This is a genomic window from Achromobacter sp. KK8 (assembly GCF_054188005.1).
Map to the genome: position 1 here is coordinate 5,297,253 of NZ_CM135178.1, position 20,047 is coordinate 5,317,299.

At 69.3% G+C, this 20,047-nt stretch carries 19 protein-coding genes and 1 riboswitch; of the genes, 9 read left to right on the top strand and 10 right to left on the bottom strand.

Annotation, left to right across the window (positions count from 1 at the left end):
* Positions 1–6: 6 nt before the first annotated feature.
* Positions 7–762 (top strand): SapC family protein, encoded by a 756-nt coding sequence (locus ACVN9Z_RS24440; RefSeq protein WP_006386319.1) that lies wholly within the window; start codon positions 7–9, stop codon positions 760–762.
* Positions 763–846: 84 nt separating this feature from the next.
* On the opposite strand, the gene ACVN9Z_RS24445 is transcribed toward ACVN9Z_RS24440, so the two are convergent.
* The 3 genes from ACVN9Z_RS24445 to ACVN9Z_RS24455 all read right to left on the bottom strand — a co-directional run bounded on the left by ACVN9Z_RS24445 (position 847) and on the right by ACVN9Z_RS24455 (position 4,224).
* Positions 847–2,145, bottom strand: coding sequence for an alpha/beta fold hydrolase (locus ACVN9Z_RS24445; RefSeq protein WP_054506264.1), 1,299 nt, complete (start codon positions 2,143–2,145; stop codon positions 847–849).
* A 9-nt stretch (positions 2,146–2,154) separates the two neighbouring features.
* Entirely contained in the window at positions 2,155–3,147 is a 993-nt protein-coding gene (locus tag ACVN9Z_RS24450; RefSeq protein ID WP_070781381.1) for a Bug family tripartite tricarboxylate transporter substrate binding protein, read from the bottom strand.
* 153 nt (positions 3,148–3,300) lie between these two features.
* Positions 3,301–4,224: a LysR family transcriptional regulator gene (locus ACVN9Z_RS24455; RefSeq protein WP_024069354.1), complete on the bottom strand. Its 924-nt coding sequence runs from the start codon at positions 4,222–4,224 to the stop codon at positions 3,301–3,303.
* Positions 4,225–4,365: 141 nt separating this feature from the next.
* Between ACVN9Z_RS24455 and ACVN9Z_RS24460 the strand changes: the two genes are divergently transcribed.
* From ACVN9Z_RS24460 to ACVN9Z_RS24470, 3 genes are all read left to right on the top strand, one after another.
* The gene (locus ACVN9Z_RS24460; RefSeq protein ID WP_006386315.1) at positions 4,366–5,304 is read left to right on the top strand and encodes a dihydrodipicolinate synthase family protein; all 939 of its coding nucleotides are present in this window, start codon (positions 4,366–4,368) and stop codon (positions 5,302–5,304) included.
* Positions 5,305–5,382: 78 nt separating this feature from the next.
* Positions 5,383–6,351, top strand: coding sequence for a Bug family tripartite tricarboxylate transporter substrate binding protein (locus ACVN9Z_RS24465; RefSeq protein WP_054444097.1), 969 nt, complete (start codon positions 5,383–5,385; stop codon positions 6,349–6,351).
* Complete coding sequence (locus tag ACVN9Z_RS24470; protein WP_053501239.1) at positions 6,341–7,045, top strand: SDR family NAD(P)-dependent oxidoreductase; 705 nt, start codon at positions 6,341–6,343, stop codon at positions 7,043–7,045. The genes ACVN9Z_RS24465 and ACVN9Z_RS24470 overlap by 11 nt, the downstream gene beginning before the upstream one ends.
* 111 nt (positions 7,046–7,156) lie before the next feature.
* Here ACVN9Z_RS24470 and ACVN9Z_RS24475 read toward each other — a convergent pair whose 3' ends face one another.
* Positions 7,157–7,717, bottom strand: a complete 561-nt coding sequence (locus ACVN9Z_RS24475; RefSeq protein WP_458212760.1) for a DUF1415 domain-containing protein — start codon at positions 7,715–7,717, stop codon at positions 7,157–7,159.
* Between the two features lie 104 nt (positions 7,718–7,821).
* Positions 7,822–7,885: riboswitch (Fluoride riboswitch) on the top strand.
* 163 nt (positions 7,886–8,048) lie between these two features.
* On the opposite strand from ACVN9Z_RS24475, the gene crcB reads away from it, so the two are divergent.
* Positions 8,049–8,420: a fluoride efflux transporter CrcB gene (gene crcB, locus ACVN9Z_RS24480; protein WP_053499411.1), complete on the top strand. Its 372-nt coding sequence runs from the start codon at positions 8,049–8,051 to the stop codon at positions 8,418–8,420.
* A 155-nt stretch (positions 8,421–8,575) separates the two neighbouring features.
* Here the strand turns inward: crcB and ACVN9Z_RS24485 are convergent, their stop codons facing one another.
* A complete protein-coding gene (locus ACVN9Z_RS24485) occupies positions 8,576–10,048 on the bottom strand; it encodes a M20 family metallopeptidase (RefSeq protein WP_155866154.1) in 1,473 nt (490 codons plus the stop codon).
* A gap of 130 nt (positions 10,049–10,178) precedes the next feature.
* The gene (locus tag ACVN9Z_RS24490; protein ID WP_020928244.1) at positions 10,179–11,096 is read right to left on the bottom strand and encodes a LysR family transcriptional regulator; all 918 of its coding nucleotides are present in this window, start codon (positions 11,094–11,096) and stop codon (positions 10,179–10,181) included.
* A gap of 113 nt (positions 11,097–11,209) precedes the next feature.
* On the opposite strand from ACVN9Z_RS24490, the gene ACVN9Z_RS24495 reads away from it, so the two are divergent.
* Together ACVN9Z_RS24495 and ACVN9Z_RS24500 are read left to right on the top strand one after the other, a co-directional pair.
* Entirely contained in the window at positions 11,210–12,163 is a 954-nt protein-coding gene (locus tag ACVN9Z_RS24495) for an alpha/beta fold hydrolase (protein WP_107315652.1), read from the top strand.
* Positions 12,164–12,181: 18 nt separating this feature from the next.
* Positions 12,182–13,168: a Bug family tripartite tricarboxylate transporter substrate binding protein gene (locus ACVN9Z_RS24500; RefSeq protein ID WP_024069359.1), complete on the top strand. Its 987-nt coding sequence runs from the start codon at positions 12,182–12,184 to the stop codon at positions 13,166–13,168.
* 74 nt (positions 13,169–13,242) lie between these two features.
* On the opposite strand, the gene ACVN9Z_RS24505 is transcribed toward ACVN9Z_RS24500, so the two are convergent.
* The 3 genes from ACVN9Z_RS24505 to ACVN9Z_RS24515 all read right to left on the bottom strand — a co-directional run bounded on the left by ACVN9Z_RS24505 (position 13,243) and on the right by ACVN9Z_RS24515 (position 16,633).
* Positions 13,243–14,502, bottom strand: coding sequence for a hypothetical protein (locus tag ACVN9Z_RS24505; RefSeq protein ID WP_070668523.1), 1,260 nt, complete (start codon positions 14,500–14,502; stop codon positions 13,243–13,245).
* A gap of 104 nt (positions 14,503–14,606) precedes the next feature.
* Positions 14,607–15,968 carry an ATP-binding protein gene (locus ACVN9Z_RS24510; RefSeq protein WP_054471822.1) on the bottom strand — a complete coding sequence of 454 codons (1,362 nt, stop codon included), beginning with the start codon at positions 15,966–15,968 and terminating at the stop codon, positions 14,607–14,609.
* Entirely contained in the window at positions 15,965–16,633 is a 669-nt protein-coding gene (locus tag ACVN9Z_RS24515; RefSeq protein WP_006385125.1) for a response regulator transcription factor, read from the bottom strand. The genes ACVN9Z_RS24510 and ACVN9Z_RS24515 overlap by 4 nt, the downstream gene beginning before the upstream one ends.
* Positions 16,634–16,778: 145 nt before the next feature.
* On the opposite strand from ACVN9Z_RS24515, the gene ACVN9Z_RS24520 reads away from it, so the two are divergent.
* On the top strand, positions 16,779–17,540 hold the full coding sequence (locus ACVN9Z_RS24520; protein ID WP_020928248.1) for a MipA/OmpV family protein: 762 nt from the start codon (positions 16,779–16,781) through the stop codon (positions 17,538–17,540).
* A gap of 30 nt (positions 17,541–17,570) precedes the next feature.
* The gene (locus ACVN9Z_RS24525) at positions 17,571–18,323 is read left to right on the top strand and encodes a LysR substrate-binding domain-containing protein (protein WP_149895218.1); all 753 of its coding nucleotides are present in this window, start codon (positions 17,571–17,573) and stop codon (positions 18,321–18,323) included.
* A 33-nt stretch (positions 18,324–18,356) separates the two neighbouring features.
* Here the strand turns inward: ACVN9Z_RS24525 and ACVN9Z_RS24530 are convergent, their stop codons facing one another.
* Complete coding sequence (locus tag ACVN9Z_RS24530) at positions 18,357–19,982, bottom strand: methyl-accepting chemotaxis protein (RefSeq protein ID WP_054436709.1); 1,626 nt, start codon at positions 19,980–19,982, stop codon at positions 18,357–18,359.
* Positions 19,983–20,047 lie beyond the last annotated feature (65 nt).

Below are 20,047 nucleotides of genomic sequence, written 5' to 3' on the forward strand. Positions count from 1 at the left end.
AACACCATGACCACGCAGACTTCGCTTCCCCTGTTCTACGAACAACCCCGTCCGCTCGCCGCCGGCGTGCACGCCAACCTGTCGCTGGCCGGCAATACCGGCTTCGCCTACGCCGCCAAGACCAACGCCGTGCCGCTGGTGGCCACCGAGCTGCCGACCGCGTGCCGCCACTTCCCCATCGTCTTCACCGATGGCGAGCAGCCCACGCCGGTCGCCGTGCTGGGCGTGCGCGGCCAGGAAAACCTGTTCGTCGACGCGCAGGGCCAATGGCGCCCCGGCACCTACATCCCGGCCTACGTGCGCCGCTATCCCTTCATCTTCATGGAGAACGAAGACCGCAGCCAGTACACGCTGTGTATCGACGAGAAGGCCGCCGCGGTGGTCGAGGGCCGTGACAACCCGTTCTTCGACGAGGCCGGCGAGCCGACCGCGCTGGCCCGCAGCGCCCTGGAATTCTGCCGCGACTACCAGAACCAGCACGCCTACACGCTGGAATTCGCGCGCGCCCTGGCCGACGCCGACCTGCTGGTCGAAAACCGCGCCGACATCACCCTGGCCGACGGCCAGCGCCTGGCCATGTCCGGCTTCAAGGTGATCGACGAAGCCAGGTTCAACAAGCTGCCGGAAGCGGAATTCCTGCGCTGGCGCGCCAATGGCTGGCTGCCGCTGGTCTATTGCCACCTGCTGTCGATCAACACCTGGCCCAGCCTGATCGATCAGGTGCAGCCGGTGGTCGCGGCCGAGGAAGCCGCCGAGGCGTGATCTTCCGGAACGCCCGCGGGCCGGCGCACGCGCCAACCCGCGCCCCCACGGCCCCGCCGGCCTCGCCGGTCGGGGCCGTGTGCATTACTGGCCTTGCCCGGCCGCGCGCGCCAGGAATTCCAGCACCGCGCGATAGGACCCCTCGTTGCCGGCCGCGTTGGCCGGCGGCGTGCCGCCCGCGTCCAGCAACAGGCCCGACATGGCGTGCGGCTTGCTGATCAGCGTGGCCGGCAGGCACGGATAGTGCACGTGATGCCCCGCCCCCTTGCACACATAATGCGACGTGGGCAGCCCGTGCGCCTCGCGCTGGCGCATGACGATCTCGGAATATGCGGTGCTGGGCCAGAAGCCGTCATCCGACGCGCTCACCAGCAGGACCGGGCCCGGATAGCATTCAACCGGAATGCGGGCGCGCTCGAACGCCGCGGCATCGCGGCTGGCGCTCAGGAACGCATGGGTCTGCCGGTACGGCGGGTCCGAGGCGTAGGCCGCCTCCCAATCGGCGCTGGCGTTGTCCTGCCACAGGTGCGGCAAGGGCTCGCCGCCCTTGCGCCAGACCTGCGCATTGCGTCCGGTGCCCGGCTCGCCCGCGCTGACCACGCCGTGCGTCACGGGCGACGGCACGTAGGCCACCACCGCGCTCACCAGGTCGGGATAGTGCGACGCCACCAGCAATGAGGTCTCGCCGCCGCGGCTGATGCCCGACAGCGCCACGAAGCCGTCGCGCGGCTTGAGTTCGGCGCGGGCCCAGCGCAGCGCCTGCTCGAAATACTCCAGCGGCATGTCGTTCAGGTACTTGGGCCGGCCGTCGTAGTTGAAAATGGCCAGCGCCAGGCACTGGTAGCCGCGGGCCGCGAACAGCGCCGCGCGCGGCGCGTTGACGCCGCCGGACGAGCCGTTCATGTAGATCACCAGCGGGTGCGGGCCGGGGCCGGCGGGCGTGTAGAGTTCGCCCGACAGCGTCATGCCGCCGACCTGTTCGCGCACGGCGCGGTGCGTGACGCCCTCGGCCACGAAGGTCTGCACCAGCCGCGCGGTGGCCTCATGCCGGCCGTCGGTGGCGTGCAGGTCGATCGCCAGCGGCTCGGTGCGATCGGGCGGAAACACCACCCGGTCCATCTCCTCGCAGGTCATCGACCACACCAGCCCCATGGCGGACGGCTCGGCATAGCTGCCGGACACGGGGCAATCGCGCGCCAGGTCCAGGCTGCCGTCGTGGCCGGCCATGAACACCGCCTGCGAACGCCACGGCACGCCGCTCATCCGCATGCGGGCCGTGACGGTGACGAAGGCGTAGGCGGGAAAGCCGTCGATGCGGATCTGGCGCGGCACGTCGATCAGCGCCGTTTCGGGGCTGACGGTGATGCGGGCTTGCTCGGTCATGGCGCTTCCTCAGCCTTTCAGGTCGGTCTTGGGCACGTTGTTGGCGCGGATCACGCCGGCCCACATGGCGGATTCCTCGGCGATGACGCGGTCCAGGTCGGCCGACGAGGTGAACTCCACGGTCACGCCCTGCTCGGCGAACTGCTTGACCAGGCTGGGATCGCGCGTGCCTTCGCGCACCGCATGCTCCAGCGTCCTGACCACCTCCGCCGGCATCGCCGCCGGCCCCGAGATCATCATGCGGGTATAGAGTTCAAAGCCGTCGACGCCGGCCTCCTTCATGGTCGGCACGTCCGGCAGGCTCGACAGGCGCTTGTCGGCCGTCACCGCCAGCACCTGCAGCTTGCCCGACTGGATGTTAGGCAGCGCCGACGTCGGGAAATCGAAGGTGCTCTGCACCGTGCCCGCCATCAGGTCCAGCAGCGCCGGGCCGCTGCCCTTGTAGGGCACGTCCTGGAACTGGGTGCCGGTCTTGGACTGGAAATGCAGCAGCGCCAGGTGGTTGATGACGCCGCGCCCGGCATGGGCGCAAGTGATGTCGCCCGGCTTCTTCTTGGCCAGCGCGATGAATTCCTGCACGTTCTTGACGCCCAGCGCCGGATGCACGATCAGCAGCATCGGCGACTTGCCCATCGAACCCAGCTGCTTGAAGTCCGACTGCTGGTACGGCAGGTTGTTGTAGAGCAAGGGGTTCAGGATCATGCCGTTGGTGCCGGCAAAGCCCAGCGTGTAGCCATCTGGCTCGGCCCGCGCCACCGCCACCGTGGCGATGATGGCCTGGCCGCCCGGCCGGTTCTCGACCACCACGCTGCCCTTCAGGACCTTGCCCATGCGTTCGGCCAGCGCGCGCGCGGCGATGTCGGTCAGGCCGCCGGGCGCGAAGCCGACCAGCAGGCGCACGGGCCGAGTGGGGAAATTGGCCTGGGCCTGGGCATGCGCCAGGCGAGGCATCAACGGCAGCGCGGCAAGCGCGCCCAGGGCGTGGCGGCGGGTGAACGGCATAAGGCTCTCTCCAGACAGGCGCGCACGACGACCGCGCGACAGGCGGCCGCGCGAGCCATGCGATGAACAAGGGGGAAGGAAGCACAGGCCGCCCGCCGAACGGCGGGGGGTCTCAATGACGGTATCTTGTATGCAATATGGCGCGGGGGCTATCTAGGGATATCCCGGGTCGGCGGCCTGCCCCGCCGCGCGCGCCGCGGCCAGCCGCCACAGTTGCTCGGCCACCGCGGCCATATCGGTCGGCTGGCGGAACAGGCAGATCTCCAGCGGAATGTCCCATTCCTGGCCGCCGGCGCGCACCAGCCTGCCCTGCGCCAGGTCCTCGCGCACCAGCATGTTCGGCAGCCAGGCGACGCCACGACCCTGCACCGCCATGGTCCGCAGCAACGTGGCGTGCGGCCCGACGAAGGTGGCGCGTATGCGTTCCTCGCCGAGGTCTTTCTTGCGCAATTGGCTGGCCACGATGCGCCCCAGGCCCGAGGCCGGCCCATAGGCCAGGAAGTCCACGGCGCCCTCGCCCGCCAGGCGATGCGCCGGCGCGGCCGATCCGCCCGGCGCGCTGACCGGCACCAGCGTATCGGTGCCCAGCCGCACCATGGGATAGGCGGTTTCATCCAGGCGGCTGGCCACGCGCGGATGCCGGTGGCACAGCAGGAACTGCACGCGGCGCTGCGCCATCAGGTCTTCGCAGGCCTGGAAGCTGTCGGACATCATCTGGATCGCGCCGACTTCCATGTCCGCTTCCAGGCCGGCCAGCCATTTCGGAAAGAACGTCAGCGACAGCAGATGGGTCGCCGCGAAGCGCAGGCTGGCGGCATCCTGCGCATGGGCCGCGACCGCCTTGATGCGCGCCGCCTCCAGGTCGGCCAGCACCTGCTTGAGCAGCGGCAGGAAGCGGCGGCCGGCGGCGGTCAGTTCGGTGGGATGCGAGCTGCGGTCGCACAGGTCGGCGCCCACCCATTCCTCCAGCGCGCGGATGTGGCGGCTGAACGCCGGCTGCGCGATGGCGCGCGCTTCCGCCGCGCGCGAGAAACTTCCGGTGTCGGCCAGCGCGAGGAAATCCTCCAGCCAATTCATGTCCAGAGGTCGGTTTCCAGGTCCCATGATTGTTTGCAGCGCAGCATAGATAATTCTATGCAATTCGAGTATTGGACGGCCCAAAGGGGATGCCGCAATCATAGCGGCCATTCCCCCACCCACAGGACCTGGAAAACACCCATGCCTTCCATCCCGAATTACCGTGGCATCATCCCCGCGATCGCCTGCCCGTTCACCGCCGACCGCCGCATCGACGAGCCCGCGCTGCGCCGCCTGGCCGGCTGGCTGGCGGGCCACGATGGCGTGGTCGCCATCATGACCAACGGCCACACCGGCGAGGTGTTTTCGCTGACGCCCGCTGAACGCGCGCAGGTCACCCGCATCGTGGCCGACGAGCTGCGCGGCAGGCTGCCCGTGATTTCCTCGATCGTGTGCGAAGGCATCGCCGAGGCTGCCGAACACGCCCGCGCCGCGCGCGCCGCCGGCGCCGCCGCGCTGGATGTGATGCCGCCCCACCACTGGTTGCGTTTCGGCTTCACGCCCGGCCACGCGCTGGAGTACTTCCAGGCCATCCACGAGGCCGCGCCCGATCTCGACCTGGTCTGCCACGTCTATCCGGCGTGGACGCGCGCGTCCTATTCGTCGAGCCTGCTGGCCGACCTGGCGCGGCTGCCCTACGTGCAGGCCTTCAAGGTCGGCCAGCGCGACATGAACAAGTATGCCCGCGACATTCAGGCGCTGCGCGACGCCGATGCCTCCAAGGCCATTCTCACCTGCCACGACGAATACCTGCTGGCCTCGATGGTGCAGGACGTGGACGGCGCGCTGGTCGGCTTCGCCACCTTCATCCCGCAGCTCATCATCGACCTGTGGGAGGCGGTGAAGGCCGGCGATCTGAAGCGCGCCCAGGCGGTGCAGGCGCTGATCACCCCGCTCAAGGACGCGGTGTACGGCGCCGGCGAACCCACTGGCGAAGCGCATGCCCGCATGAAGGCCGGCATGTACCTGGCCGGCGTGCTGGAGAGCGCCGCGGTGCGTCCGCCCACCGAAGCCCCCGGCGCGGCCGAGATGGACGCGCTGCGCGCCGCGCTGGCCAAGGCGGAACTGCTGGCGCGCTGACGCCGCATCGCGCGGCGGCCCAGGGGCGGGACAGCCCGGGCCACGCCGCGACGACACCAAAACCAGAGGAGACACATCATGCGAAAAACCATTCTGTTGCGCGCCGCGCTGGCCCTGTGCACGGCGCTTGGCGCCGCCGCGGCGCACGCCGAGGCCGCCTACCCCGCGCGCCAGGTGCGGTTCGTGATCCCCTTCCCGCCGGGCGGCACGCTCGACATGCTGGGCCGCGACGTGGCGCAGAAACTAAGCGAGCAGACCGGCCAGAGCTTCGTGGTGGAAAACCGTTCGGGCGGCAACGGCATCATCGGCGCCGACGTCGTGGCCCGGTCGCCGGCCGACGGCTACACCCTGCTCTTTAACGCCTCGACCTTCACCACGGCGCCGATGACGATGAAGTCCGTGCCTTTCGACGTCGACAAGAATTTCGTGCCCGTCGCCATGGCCGGCAAGGCGCCACTGTCGGTCTCGGTCAAGAAGGACCTGCCGGTGTCCGACCTGGCCGGCCTGCTGGCCTATGCCAAGCAGAATCCGGGCAAACTGACCTTCGCCGTCGGCTCGATCGGATCGGCCGGTCACCTGGCCACCGAACTGCTCAAGCGCCAGGGCGGCCTGGACTACATGGTCATCCCGTACCGCGGCACCTCGCCCGCGCTGCAGGATCTGGTGGGCGGGCGCATCGACGGATTCATCGACCCGGTGCTGGGCGCCCTGTCGTACTACAAGGGCGGCATGCTGAAGATCCTCGCCGTCACCTCGGAAACGCGCCTGCCCAACCTGCCCGACGTGCCCACGGTGGGCGAAGTGCTGCCCGGCTACCAGTACTACAGCTGGTACGGCCTGTGGGCGCCGGCCGGCACCCCCGCGACGATCGTCGAGAAGCTCAACGCCGAGGTCAACAAGGCCCTGTCCTCGGGCATGGCGGCCAAGTACGAACAGCTGGGCGTGACGATCACGCCTATCACCACGGCCGGGTTCACGCGTTTCCAGAAGGACGATATGGCGCGCTCGCGCAAAATCATCGAAGAAGGCCACATCCATGTCGACTGATCCCACCCCAGGCCACGCGGTCGTCACTGGCGCCACCGGCGGCATCGGCCAGGCGATCGTGCAGCGGCTGCTGGATGGCCGCTGGCGCGTGACCGGACTGGACCTCGGGCCGGCCGTGACGCGGCATCCCGCCTACCGGCATGTCACGGTCGACCTGTGTGACGACGCCGCCACCCATCGGGCCTTGCAGGGTCTGGACAATGCCACGGCCCTGGTGCATGCGGCCGGGCTGTTGCGGGTGGCGCCGCTGGCGCAATCGGAATCCGCCGATGGCGAACTAATGTGGAAACTGCACGTCGATGCCGCGGTCCGGTTGACCCGCGATCTGGCGCCGGCGATGGTCGCGCAAGGCGGCGGCCGCGTGGTGCTGGTCGGCAGCCGCGTGGCCCAGGGCATGCCCGGCCGCGGCCAATATGCCGCGTCCAAGGCGGCGCTGGTGGCGCTGGCGCGCAGTTGGGGCGCGGAACTGGCCGGCCAGGGCGTCACGGTGAACGTGGTGTCCCCGGCCGCCACGCAGACGGGCATGCTGGAAGACCCCGCCCGGGCCGCCAGTCCGGCCCGCATGCCCCCGATCGGCAGGCTGATACAGCCCGGCGAGATCGCGGCCCTGGTGGCGTTCCTGCTGTCCGCCGAGGCGGCCGCCATCACCGGTCAGGACATCGCCATCTGCGGCGGGGCTTCGTTGCCCCGCTGAACCCAGGTTCGCACGGCCGACCGTGCCCCGCGCGGTCGCGCCCTTATGCGGAGGCGTCCCGACAGATGCGACAACCGCGCCGACGGCCTTCGCCGCCGGCCGCGCCCGGCTTCAGGCGGGCTTGCTCATCAACCGCTTCCAGCCTTCCAGGCCCAGCAGCTGCATCGTGTCGATGTTCTTCTCGTAGATCTCGGCGGCGTCCGGGAAGGACTCGACCGCGCGGTCGATGCTGTCCTCGCGCAGCAGGTGCAGGATGGGATACGGCGACCGGTTGGTGTAGTTCTCGATATCGTCCGGCTGGGTGTCGGCGAACTGGAACTGCGGGTGGAACGTGGCCACCTGCAACTCCCCCACCAGGCGCATGCGCTTGAGCAGGCGGTCCGACAGGTCTTCGAAGTCGTTGAACTCCAGGAAATCGTCGAGCGCGTCGGGAATGATCAGCAGCGTGGTGTCGATCTTCTCCGGATCGGCCTCGGCCAGCAGGGCCAGTTCGTCCTGCAGGTCGGTCAGGACGCCTTCGGCGTCGGTGGCATCGCTGACGGCAAAGCGGATCTGGTCCTTGACCTGGACCGCTTTGGCGAACGGACAGAGATTCAGGCCGATCACGGCCTGGGTGAGCCAATGGCGGGTTTCGGCAACCACGTTGGCGTAGGCGTCGGAAGTGGAAATCATGGCGGGCAGTCCTGGCAAAACGCGAGTATAGGCGACCAGGTGGGAGGCGCCGCGACCGGGTTCATCGTGGGCCAACGCCCTGCCGCCACGCCTGGGATACAATCGATCGCAATGGGAATGGAGCTTCCCAAAACCGCCGATCCCTCGGCTGATGGCTCCTGCTGACCGGGCAACATGCCCGCAGCGGGTGCCGTCCAGACAAAACCCGCCGCGGCGGGTTTCTTGTTTTTCGGGCCGCGACCTCGTCGCTGGCCGCCCGCGCCTTCAACCGGCGCGGCCCGTGGACAAGCCCCAGGCTGTTGCTCTCCATCGTTTCACCTGGAGAGAAATCTTGAATCTATTGCTGGTTTTCATCGGTGGCGGCCTCGGCTCGGCCGCCCGCTACGGCATGAGCCTGGCCGCGTTGCGCCTGGGCTGGATTGCCTTCCCCTACGCCACCCTGGCCACCAACGTCATCGGCTGCTTCGTCATGGGGCTGATCACCGAACTGCTGGCGCTGAAGTTCTCGGTGTCGCAACCGACCCGGCTGTTCCTGACCACCGGCATCGTCGGCGGCTTCACCACCTTCTCGACCTTCGCGCTGGAAACGGCGCTGCATGTGGAACAGGGCCGCACCGGCCTGGCGCTGCTGTACGCCGGCCTGTCGCTCGGCCTGGGGCTGGCGGCGCTGTTCGGGGCGATGGCGCTGGTGCGGACGCTGTGACGGCGGCGGCCGGGGCGCCGTTGACGGTCGCGCTCGCCATTCGCCGTCCGTCCGACATTGCCGGCGCCCGTGGCGCCGCGCGGAAGGGCCGCGCTAGCGTGGCGCCATGAAAAAAGCCCGGCCAGGCCGGGCTTTCTTTCCTCCGCCAACGCCGATCAGGCCGCCGGCATCGCCGCCATGGTCTGCGCGACCGCTGCGGTCAGCTTCTTGCCGTAGGGCACGTGCAGGAATTCATTCGGGCCGTGGGCGTTGGACTTGGGGCCCAGCACGCCGCAGACCATGAACTGCGCCTTGGGGAAGCCCTTCTGCAGCATGCTCATCAGCGGAATGGTGCCGCCCTGGCCGATGTAGCCGCAGGGAGCGCCATAGTACTGCTGCGAGGCGGCATCCAGCGCCTGGGTCAGCCACGGCGCCGAGGCCGGCGCGTTCCAGCCGGTGGCGGCGCCCTCGTTGGCCTTGAAGATGACCTTGGCGTTGTAGGGCGCGTCGGCTTCCAGCAAGGCCTTGATCTCCTCCGAGGCGGCAATGGCGTCGACCAGCGGCGGCAGGCGCAGCGACAGCTTGAAGGCGGTGCGCGGACGCAGCACGTTGCCGGCGCTGGACAGCGGCGGCAGGCCTTCGGCGCCGGTCACCGACAGGGTCGGACGCCAGGTGCGGTTCAACAGCGCCTGTTCCGGCTCGGTGGTCATGGGCAGCACGAAGCCGCCGTCGGCGCCGCAGCTCCAGGGGAAGCGGCGCCAGACTTCGTCGCCCAGGATGCGGGCGGTGGCGTGCACCTGTTCGATGCGGTCGGCGGGAATCTCGCAATGCAGGCTTTGCGGCAGCAGGCGGCCGGTGGCGCTGTCTTCCAGGCGGTCCAGCAGGTGGCGCAGGATGCGGAACGACGACGGCACCACGCCGCTGGAATCGCCCGAGTGCACGCCTTCGTCCAGCACCTGCACTTCCAGCGTGCCCGAGACCATGCCGCGCAGCGAGGTGGTCATCCACAGCTGGTCGTAGTTGCCGGCGCCCGAATCCAGGCACACCACCAGGGCCACGTTGCCCAGGCGGTCGCGCAGCGCGTCGACGTAGGGCAGCAGGTCGTAGCTGCCGGATTCCTCACAGGTCTCGACGATGCCGACGCAGCGCGGGCGCGGGATGCCCTGCTTGTCCAGCGCCATGATGGCGGTGAGCGAGGCGTACACGGCGTAGCCGTCGTCGGCGCCGCCGCGGCCGTAGAGCTTGCCGTCTTCGTACTTTGGGGTCCAGGGACCCAGGCCGGCGCGCCAGCCGGAGAATTCCGGCTGCTTGTCCAGGTGGCCGTACAGCAACACGGTGTCGCCGTTATCGCTGCGGGTAGCGGGCGCGTCGAAGAAGATCACCGGCGTGCGGCCCGGCAGGCGCACCACTTCCAGCTTCAGGCCCGAGACCTTCTGGGCTTCGACCCACTGCGCCGCGTCGCGCACCACGCGCTCGATGAACGCGTTCTTTTCCCAGTCGGCGTCGAACGCCGGGCTCTTGGCCGGAATGGCGATGTAGTCGGTCAGCGCGGGGATGATCTCGTTGTCCCATTTGTCGTCCACAAAAGCCTGCAGAGCCTTCGGATCGAGGGTAGGAGGTAGTGCGTCGTCGGGGATGCGTGCGTTCATGGCGCGGGATCCTGTGGTCGGGAAGCGGAATAATCCGCCATTTTATGCCTGCCGGGCGCCGCCGGCATCTTTTGTCCTTGTTTGTCGCGCGGCGCCGGAAAAACGGTGCCGGCTGGCGCCGCCCTCCACCCTAGCGCGCCGCGTACGCCTCGATCCGGCTCCACACCTGCCGCGCCAGCGGCTTGGCGTTGGCCACCGACTGGTACAGCCGGATCTCCATGTGGATGTCGTTGCGCGCGCTGTCGGCCCGCGCCAGGACGCCGGCGCGCAGGTCGGACTCGACCAGCGTGTGGGGCAGCCACGCCAGGCCGAAGCCCTGCCGCGCCATGGCATGCAGCGCGTCCGCCAGGTCCGACTCGTACATGGTCTGCAACCGCGCCGGCACGCACAGGCCGCGCAGGCGGTCGCGCAGGATGCGGCCCAGCGACATGCTGTCGGCGTACGCCAGGAACGGCACCGCCGGATCCGAGGCCAGCTTGGGCACGGCGTGGCGCGGATGGCGGCTGCCCGGCGCCAGCGGCGCGCTGACGGCCACCAGCTTGTCGGCGCCAACCCGGCGGCAGCGGTAGTCGGGATTGTCGATCTGCGCGTACAGCGGCTCGTGCGCGTGGCACAGCAGGAAGTCGACCTCGCCGTCGGCCAGCATGTCGATGCCGTAGTTGAGCGTGGTGGTCACCACCTTCAACTGGAACGGCTGCATGCCCTGCTGCACCTTGGCCATCAGCCCCGGCAGCACCGAATGCGCCAGCGTCTTGCCCGAGGCGATGGCGATGCGGCGGCTGCGTTCCAGCTCGGGCTTCTGCAGGCCCTGGCGCGTCTCGCGCAGGATGTCCAGCACGTCGATGGCGGCCGCCAGCATGCTGCGCCCGGCCGCGTTCAGCGTCGACACCTGGTGGCCGCGCTCGACCAGCGGCACGCCGGCCCAGTCCTCCAGCGCCTTGATCCGGCGCCCGAAGGCCGGATGCGTGACGTTGCGCGCCTCGGCCGCCTGGAACAGGTTGCGCGACTTCGACAACGCCACGAAGTCCTCCAGCCACTTGATGTCCATTTCGTCTCCGTTGTCCTGTCGTGGGGTTGTGCCGTATCGGCACAAGCGCTGCACATTCTGCACAAACCCAGCGTTTGTTACAACTAGTATTACGGCATCCCCTGGAGATGCCGATGCCCGACTCCCCCGTTTTGCTGAAATCCCTGCGCAGCCACTTCCTGGGCGGCCGCGAGGCCGTGGCCAGCGGGCTGCCGGTGCTGCGCAGGCAGGTGGTGGGCAACGGCGCCGCGCGCGCCATCGACATGAACGGCAGCTACTGCGCCGGCCAGTTGTACGTGCAGGAATACCGCCTGGCCGAGCCGCGCCATCCGCATCCGGTGCTGCTGTGGCACGGCGGCGGCATGAGCGGCGCGCAGTGGGAAAGCACTCCCGACGGCCGCCAGGGCTGGCTCTGGCGGCTGCTGCAATCCGGCTATGACGTGTTCGTGGCCGACGCGCCCGAGCGCGGCCGCGCTTCCTGGGCGATGTACCCGCAGATCTACGACGCGGCGCCGATCTTCCGTTCCAAGGAGGAAGCCTGGCACCTGTTCCGCATCGGCCCGGCCAACGGCTACGCGCCCCGCGGCCAGCCGCGTCGCGCCCATCCGGGGCAGCAATTCCCGGCCGACGCCTTCGACACCTTCGCCAAGCAGTTCGTGCCGCGCTGGCTGGCGCATGACGCCATGGCGCTGGACGCCTATCGCGAACTGCTCGACCTGGCCGGCCCCTGCATCGTCATCGGCCACAGCCAGGGCGGCGGCTACGCCACGCAACTGGCGCGCGAATGCCCCGGCCCGATCCGCGCGGTAGTGGCGGTGGAACCGACCGGCACGCCCGAACGCGTCGACGGCTCCCTGCCCCCGCAACTGCTGGTGTGGGGCGACCACTTCGACCACCACGACACCTGGCAGCGCTACCGCGCCCAGACCGACGCCTACTGGGACGCCCTGCGGCGGGCCGGCCGCCGCGCCGACGTGCTGGACCTGCCCGCCGCCGGCATCGCCGGCAATTCCCATTTCTGCATGCTGGACCGCAACAGCGACCGCATCGCCGAACTCATCGTCGACTGGCTCAACGGCCTCGACTAACCTTCGCCTGGAGACACCATGAAACTGACCAAAACCGCAATCGCCGTGGCGTTGCTGAGCGGCGCCTCGCTGATCGCCGGCCCGGCCTCGGCGCAGCAGGCCGACTACCCCAACAAGCCCGTGCGCCTGATCGTGCCGTTCGCCCCCGGCGGCACCGCCGACATCATCGGCCGCGTATTTGCGGCGCAGCTGGGCACCGAACTGGGCGCCACCGTGGTGGTCGAGAACAAGGCCGGCGCGGGCGGCTCGATCGGCACGCGCTTCGTGGCCGACGCGGCGCCCGACGGCTACGTACTGCTGCTGGCCTCGTCCAGCACCCACGGCACCAATCCGGCGGTCTACAAGAACCTGACCTACGACGCGGCGCAGGACTTCACCGCCATCACGCAACTGGTGACCGTTCCCGGCGTGCTGAGCGTGACCAAGGACTTTCCCGCCGCCGACCTGAACGGCCTGATCGCCGCCGCCAAGGCCAACCCGGACAAGTACACCTACGCCTCGTCGGGCGCGGGCGGCCTGGGCAACCTGGCGATGGAGCTGATGAAGTCGATGACCGGCGCCAAGCTCATGCACATCGCCTACCGCGGCGCGGGCCCGGCCTTCACCGACGTCATCAGCGGCCAGGTGTCGATGATCTGGGAGCCGGTGCCGGCCTCGCTTCCGTACATCAAGGGCGGCCAGATCCGTCCCATCGCCATCGCCGCCGACGCCCGTTCGCCGGAACTGCCCGACACGCCGACCTTCAAGGAAGCCGGCCTGCCGCGCTACGAGGCCAACGCCTGGAACGGCCTGCTGGCGCCCAAGGGCCTGCCGGCCGACGTGACGCAGAAGCTGCACGACGCCTCGGTCAAGGCGCTGAACAATCCTGAGGTCAAGGCCAAGCTGGCCAGCCTGGGCGGCACGGTGGTGGCCGGCACGTCCGACGCGTTCAAGAACGTGATCGCCAGCGACGTGAAGAAGTGGAAGAACGTGGCGGCCGACGCCAGGATCCAGCTGGATCAGTAAGGCTGTCCACCCCGCGACCCTCTCGCGTCCTCCCCTGCCGCGCCGCACGCGGCAGGGAGGACTGATACCCGCGCTTACTTGAACCGTGTCAGATGGATCAGCATCGTCCGGTCCGGGTTGGCGCGCAGCAAATCGGTCAAGCCCTGGGCGTAATCAGGCATGGTCAAGTTCTGGAATGCGGTGCTGCCGCCGCCAACGCGCATTTCGAAATTGGCGGTGGTGTCACCCACCTGCAGGGTGGGAACGCCCGCGTGGCCGCCCGTGCGCTGTGGCACGATCGCGGCAATGATCGCGTCCTGGCCGACCGAGGCCACGGAGCATTCGGTGCTGACCGTCGGCTCGAACAGCAGGCCGCCGAGGCCCTCCTGATCCTGTTGGCCGAGCCTCTTCGGATCGATGACGAGGATCGCGGTGTTGAACATGCGACCCGACAATGTCTGCGCGGAGGGCGCGGTCAACTCCCCCTGCCGTTCCGCTGCGACCGAAAAGCAACCCCGGGCGGGATTGTGGGTTAGCGTGTGAACGATCCGCTCAAGGCGGGCGGGGTTCTCGAGGTCCTGCGCCGAAATACGCACCAGGTTGTTGCAGACGACCTGGCTGCTCGACTCGTCGGCACTGACGATGGCGCGCGAACCCAGCGAGCTGCCAGGTTGCAATCCCTCCGCGATGCGGCTGCTCACCGCGAACGACGTGGGTACGGTGAACGTCGACGTGGACACCGCCGCCACACCGCCCTGGGGAATCTGGATATCCCCTTCCGCCCGCATGTTGTCCAGGGCCTGCCGGGGATCCCGCACCGGCGGCGGCACGTTCGGCGCCTCGGCCTTCAACTGGCCGATCATATCCATCAACGCCACGTTGGCCTGGAGCATCACCTGGTGACGGTCGGCCATGGCGGACACGTCGTCGCGCACTTCCTGCAGATGGCTGCGCAGCCGGGTCGCATCCTCGACAGAGGGCGTATGGCCATGCCGGACCAGCGCCAAGGCGTCGTGCAGGCGCTCGCTGACGCGATTGAGCCGTTCGCCGTGCATCTGTTCATCTTCGCTCAACGCGCCCACCAGGGACAGGCATTCATGGACCAATCGCTGCTGCTGCAGGATTTCGTCGGCGCCCCTGGCAACCGCCTCGCCGTTCCTGGCATCGGGCTGGAACGCCGTGGGATATTGCGCCTCAAGATTGGCCCGGTGCTCCTGCTTGGAGACCGCGAGGCCGTCCAGCAGTTGCGCCAGCCGAGAGTAATTATTGGCCGTCCTGGCATGATCTTGCTGCAATTCCCCAACTTCATGTTGCAGGAAATTCGCGCCTGACCGCAAAGCCGCAATGTCGTTCATGGGACTCCTCCGCGCATCATTGACCACGGGCAGGGAGCTGCCCGCATCCCGGTAAGTAACAACGCGGCCGGCACAGTTCCCTCGCGGCGCATTGCGGCCCGCTTTCAGGCCGGCGCGTGGTTGCCGGGAAATGTCACCAACAGTCCCACGCCCCGCGCATTCAGGCCAGGGACAAACGCCACCGCCGCCCCATGGCGCGCCGCGATCTGCGCCACCAGCGACAGGCCGATGCCGCTGCCGCCGCCGTTGGCGCCCGGGGCGCGATAGAAGCGGTCGAACACCCGCGCGCGTTCGGCCGGCGCGATGCCGGGGCCATCGTCGGCCACCCGCAGCCAGGCCCCGCCCCGCTCGTGCGGCCCGCAGGCCACGGCGATCTGGCCGCCCTCGGGGGTGTAGCGCAGGGCGTTGTCGAGCAGGTTGCGCACCAGCACGCCCAGCGTATCCATGCCGCCGCGCACCTCGCAGGCCTGGACGTCCAGCTGGATGCGTTGGCGCTTGCGCGCCGCGGCCGCCTCGCCGTCGCGCACCAGCAGGACCACCAGCGCGTCCAGCGACACGGTGTCGAGATCGGCGCCGGTTTCACTGACCGCGTCCATGCGCGCCTGGTCCAGCAATTGTTCGGCCAGGCGCGCCGTGCGCTGCGCCACCGCGCGCAACTGGGCGGCGGCGTCGGCGGCCGGCGTGTCGGCGATGCGCTGCGACAGCAGTTCGGTCTGCGCGCTGAGCGCGGCCAGCGGCGTGCGCAGTTCATGCGCGGCATCGGCCAGGAAGCGGCGCTCGTGGTCCATGGCGGCCTGAAGCCGGACCAGCAGGGCATTGATGGAGCGCACGAAGGGATGCAATTCCCCCGGCAGGCGGTCCAGCGGCAACGGTGCCAGGTCGAATGGCGTGCGCCGCTGGATCGCGTCACCGGCGCGATCGACCGGACGGAACGCCAGCCGCACCACGATCCAGGTTGATGCCGCCAGCAGCAGGAACAACGCCGACACGATGACCAGGCCGCGCTTGAAGGCGGCCACGGCTTCGGCGCGCCGGTCGCTGTCGGCGCGCGCCAGCTGCACCTGCACCTGGCCGGAAGCGTCGCTGAGCGAGTACACGCGCCAGGTGTCGTCGCCGATCACGCTGTCGCGAAAGCCGTCTTCGAAGTCCGGGTTCAGCGGCTGGTCCGGCGCCTCGGGCGAACGCAGGGCCAGGCGCCGGTCGCCCTTGGACCAGATCTGCACCGTGGTCCGCTCGCCGCGGAAATGGCTGGACGGCGGCAGCTTGAAACGCTCATCGGGCCGTTCCTCCAGCAGACTGCGGCGCAGCGACAGGATGGTCTGGTTGGCCGAGTCGACCAGGGACTGGTCGCGGATGCCGGTGCGCGCCTCGTTCATGGCGTGCTGCTGGCACATGAACACCGCCGCCCAGGTCAACAGCAGGGTCAGCAGCAGCGTGACGGTCAGGCGTTTGCGCAGCGTCTTCATGCCGCGTCCGCCGCGGCGATGCGATAACCCAGGCCGTGCACGGTGGCGACCAGGTCGTCGCCGAGCTTGCGCCTGAGCTGGTGGACGTACACCGCCACGGTATTGCTTTCGATGGTGCCGCTGCCGCCGTAGACCGCGGCCTCCAGCTGTTCGCGGCTGACGGTCTGGCCGGCGCGTTCCATCAGCGCCAGCAGGGTGCGGTACTCGCTGGCGCTGAGCACCACTTCGGCGCCGGCCCGCGTCACCACGCGCCGCGCCGGATCCAGCTGCACGTCGCGGCAGCGCAGGACCGACACCACCGAATTGCTGCTGCGGCGCACCACGGCGCGCAGCCGCGCCAGCAGTTCGTCCAGCTGGAACGGCTTGACGATGTAGTCGTCGGCGCCGGCATCCAGGCCCTGCACCCGCTCGCTGAGGCGGTCGCGGGCGGTGATGATGAGCACCGGCGTGGCGTCGTAGCGCGCCCGCAGGTGTTTCAACACCGCCAGCCCGCTGCCGCCCGGCAGGCCCAGATCCAGCAGCACCGCGCCGTAGCCATGCTCGACCAGCGCCAGCCGGGCGGCGGGCACGTCGCGCACCCAATCGACGCGCAGGCCCGCGCCCACCATGCTGGATCGCAAGGCGTCTCCGAGCATGGCGTCATCTTCGACCAGCAGAACTTGCAAGAACGCTCCCAGACTGTCCATGGCGCGCCATTGTGGCGCCCTGGATTTAAAGAATTTTTAAAAGCCGGCTCCGACAATGGCGGCTCGTCGTGCCCCTGGCTCGCGCCAGGGCACCGGTTCACGAAAGAAAGGAAATTCCCCGCAAATGAAGCTGGCTATGTTAGCAACTGGCGCCGCCCTGGCCTGCGCCGCAGGCACGGCGCAGGCCGAGCAATCCGGCACCAATTTCATCGGCCTGGGCGTCGGCTACGTGCCGGTGTACCAGGGCTCCAGCGAATACCGCGCCCTGCCGGTGCCGCTGATCAACTACCATTCCGGCAATTTCTTCATCTCGCCGCGCGCCGGCCTGCCGGCGATGGGCCTGCAGACCACGCTGGCGCCCGACTGGAAGGCCGGCGTGTTCGTCGGCATGGCGCTGGGCCGCGATTCCAGCGACGCCGACCGCACCAAGGGCCTGGACGACATCGATTTCCACGGCACCTATGGCGCCTTCGTCGAATGGGCGCCGGGTCCGTTTTCATTGGGCGCGGCATACCGCCAGGCGGCGCGCAGCGGCTACGGCGGCACGCTCGAACTGCGCGCCACCTATGCCGCCTGGCAGGACGGCGCCAACCGCGTCAACCTCGGCGCCAGCACGCAGTGGGCCAGCCACGACGACATGCAGACCTGGTATGGCGTCACGTCCTCGCAGGCCGCGCGCAGCCGCGAAGGGCTGTCGACCTACTCGCCGTCGTCCGGCTTCAAATCCGCCGCCCTGTTCGCCACCTGGTCGCATCGCATCGACGCCAGCTGGAGCACCGTCACCACCGTGGGCGTGAACACGCTGCTGGGCGACGCCCGCGACAGCCCGCTGACCGAGCGCCGCGCCAACGTGTTCGGCAGCGTCGGGGTGGTCTACGCGTTCTGAACGAACGCGGAGGGGCCGGGAGCGGGATCGATGAAATTCACGCAAGACATGGCGCAGGGCGGACACGGCCGCCTCGACCAGGAACAGCGCCGCATTCCGGCCGACGCGGCCCCGGCCCGCGCATGCTGGCACGGGTCCCTGCGCGACCGGCCGGTGGGCCAGGCCGGCGCGCTGCGCGTGCGCTTGCCGGACGCCAGCGTGCGGCATGCGCTGGCCCCCGCGCTGGCGGCCTTCGCCGAGCGCCATCCGGACCTGGCCATGCAGTTGGACTCGCCCGGCGGCGCGGACGCGGCGCCGCAGCCCTGCGATATCTCGATCGGTCTGGAACCGCCGGCGGACCCGGCATGGATGGCGCACCGGCTGGGCGCCTTGCGCGCCAGCCTGTACGCGGCGCCCGGTTATCTGGCGCGACGGCCCGCGCCCGAGCATCCCGCCGACCTGGCGATGCACGACTGCATCGGCCTGCACGTCGGCGCGCATCGCGCCCATGACACACGACCCGCCCGCTGGCGCCTGTGGTGCGGCCCCGAGCGCGTCGTGGTCCTGGCGCGCGAGCGCTATGGCGTCGACACGCCCGCCATGGCGCTGCAACTGGCCGCCCGCGGCGTCGGCATCGCCGCGCTGCACGCGCTGGGCGCGGCCGTCTGGCGGGGCGCGGGGCTGGTGCCGGTGCTGCCGCGATGGGAACTGGAGCCGGTCACCCTATACGCCTTGACGGGTTCCCGGCGCCTGCCGGCGCGAGCCCATGCCCTGATCGACTGGCTGGCGCGGACGCTGGCCTGAAGGCGCCCGCGCCGGCGCCTCGAAGATGCCGCGTCAGGCGCCCAGCAATGCCGGTTCGCCCGCGCGGCCCAGGGCAGCGGCCTCGGCGTCGATCACGCGGCCGGTCTGCAGCTTGAACACCGCCACCGCGTCACGCAGGCGTTGCGCCTGGGTCTCCAGCGACGCCGCCGACGCGGCCGCCTGCTCGACCAGCGCGGCGTTCTGCTGCGTCACGCTGTCCATCTGCGAGACCGCCTGGTTGACCTGCTGGATGCCCTGCGACTGCTCTTCCGAGGCGCTGGAGATCTCGTTGATGATGTCGGTCACGCGGCGCACCGACACCACGATCTCCTGCATCGTCGCACCGGCCGCTTCGACCTGGTCGGAACCGATGGACACCTTCTGCACCGAATCGTCGATCAGGCCCTTGATCTCCTTGGCGGCCTGGCCGCTGCGCTGCGCCAGCGCGCGCACTTCGCTGGCCACCACCGCGAAACCCTTGCCCTGCTCGCCGGCGCGGGCCGCCTCGACCGCGGCGTTGAGCGCCAGGATGTTGGTCTGGAAGGCGATGCCGTCGATCACGCCGACGATGTCGGCGATGCGGTTGGAGCTGTCGGCGATGGCGCGCATGGTGCCCACCACGTCACCCACCGCCTGGCCGCCGCGGGTGGCCACGTCGGAAGCCGCGCCGGCCAATTGCGAGGCGCTGCGCGAGCTGTCGGCGTTGTTCTTCACGGTGGACGACAGTTCATCCATGCTGGCGGCGGTTTCCTCCAGCGAGGCGGCCTGCTGTTCGGTGCGCGAGGACAGGTCGATGTTGCCGGCCGCGATCTCGCGCGAGCCGGTGTGGATCTCTTCCACGCCCTGGCGCACGGCGGCCACGGTGCGCGCCAGGCTGTCCTGCATGCGCTTGACGGCGGCGTAGAGCACGCCGATTTCATTGTTGCCGCGCTGCTCGATGCGGTTGGTCAGGTCGCCGCCGGCGATGCGGTCGAACAGGCGGCCGGCCTCGTGCAGCGGCCGGAATACCGAGCGGGCAAAGACCGCGTACAGCCCCACCACCAGCACGGCCACCACCACCAGCAGGCCGATCAGGAAGGCGATGGCGCCATTGATGCGGGTGTTGGCCTCGCGCGCCACGCGTTGGCCGACTTCGTCGGCGTAGTCCACGTACTTCTGGATCGCCTGGGTGAAGGTGATGCCCAGCGGCGTCACCTTCTCCAGGTTCAGGCGGCTGGCATCCTGGGCCTTGCCGGCGCGGATGGCGGCGATCATCGGCACGATGGCGTCGCGCTGGTAGACGTCATAGGCGGCCAGCGCATCATCGAACAGGGGCTTGCCCACGGGCGAGGTCTCGGGATTCTGGCGCGCGCTCTGGATCAGGTCGGCGGCCTTCCTGGTGTAGCCGTCCAGGCGCTGCATGCTGGCCAGGTTGTCGATGCTCTTGCCTTCCAGCAAGGTGGTCTGGGCAGCCAGCAGCACCAGGCGGGCGCGCAGCAGCTCGGAACCGGCGTCGTCCACGGCGTTGGCGCGCACCAGGTTGGTATCCAGCATCACCTCGATCGAGGTGCGGTTGGAGGTCAGTTGCTGGTATACGGCAATGCCGGTGACCAGGAAAAGGGCGAAAAAAACACAGAGCGCGGTCGTCAGGACGGCGCGGATACTCAGATTCTTGAACATGGGGAAGGCCACTCGGGGGTTGCGGAGGGCAGCCTTGGGCGGCTGTCGAAGTGTTTACGGCTTAT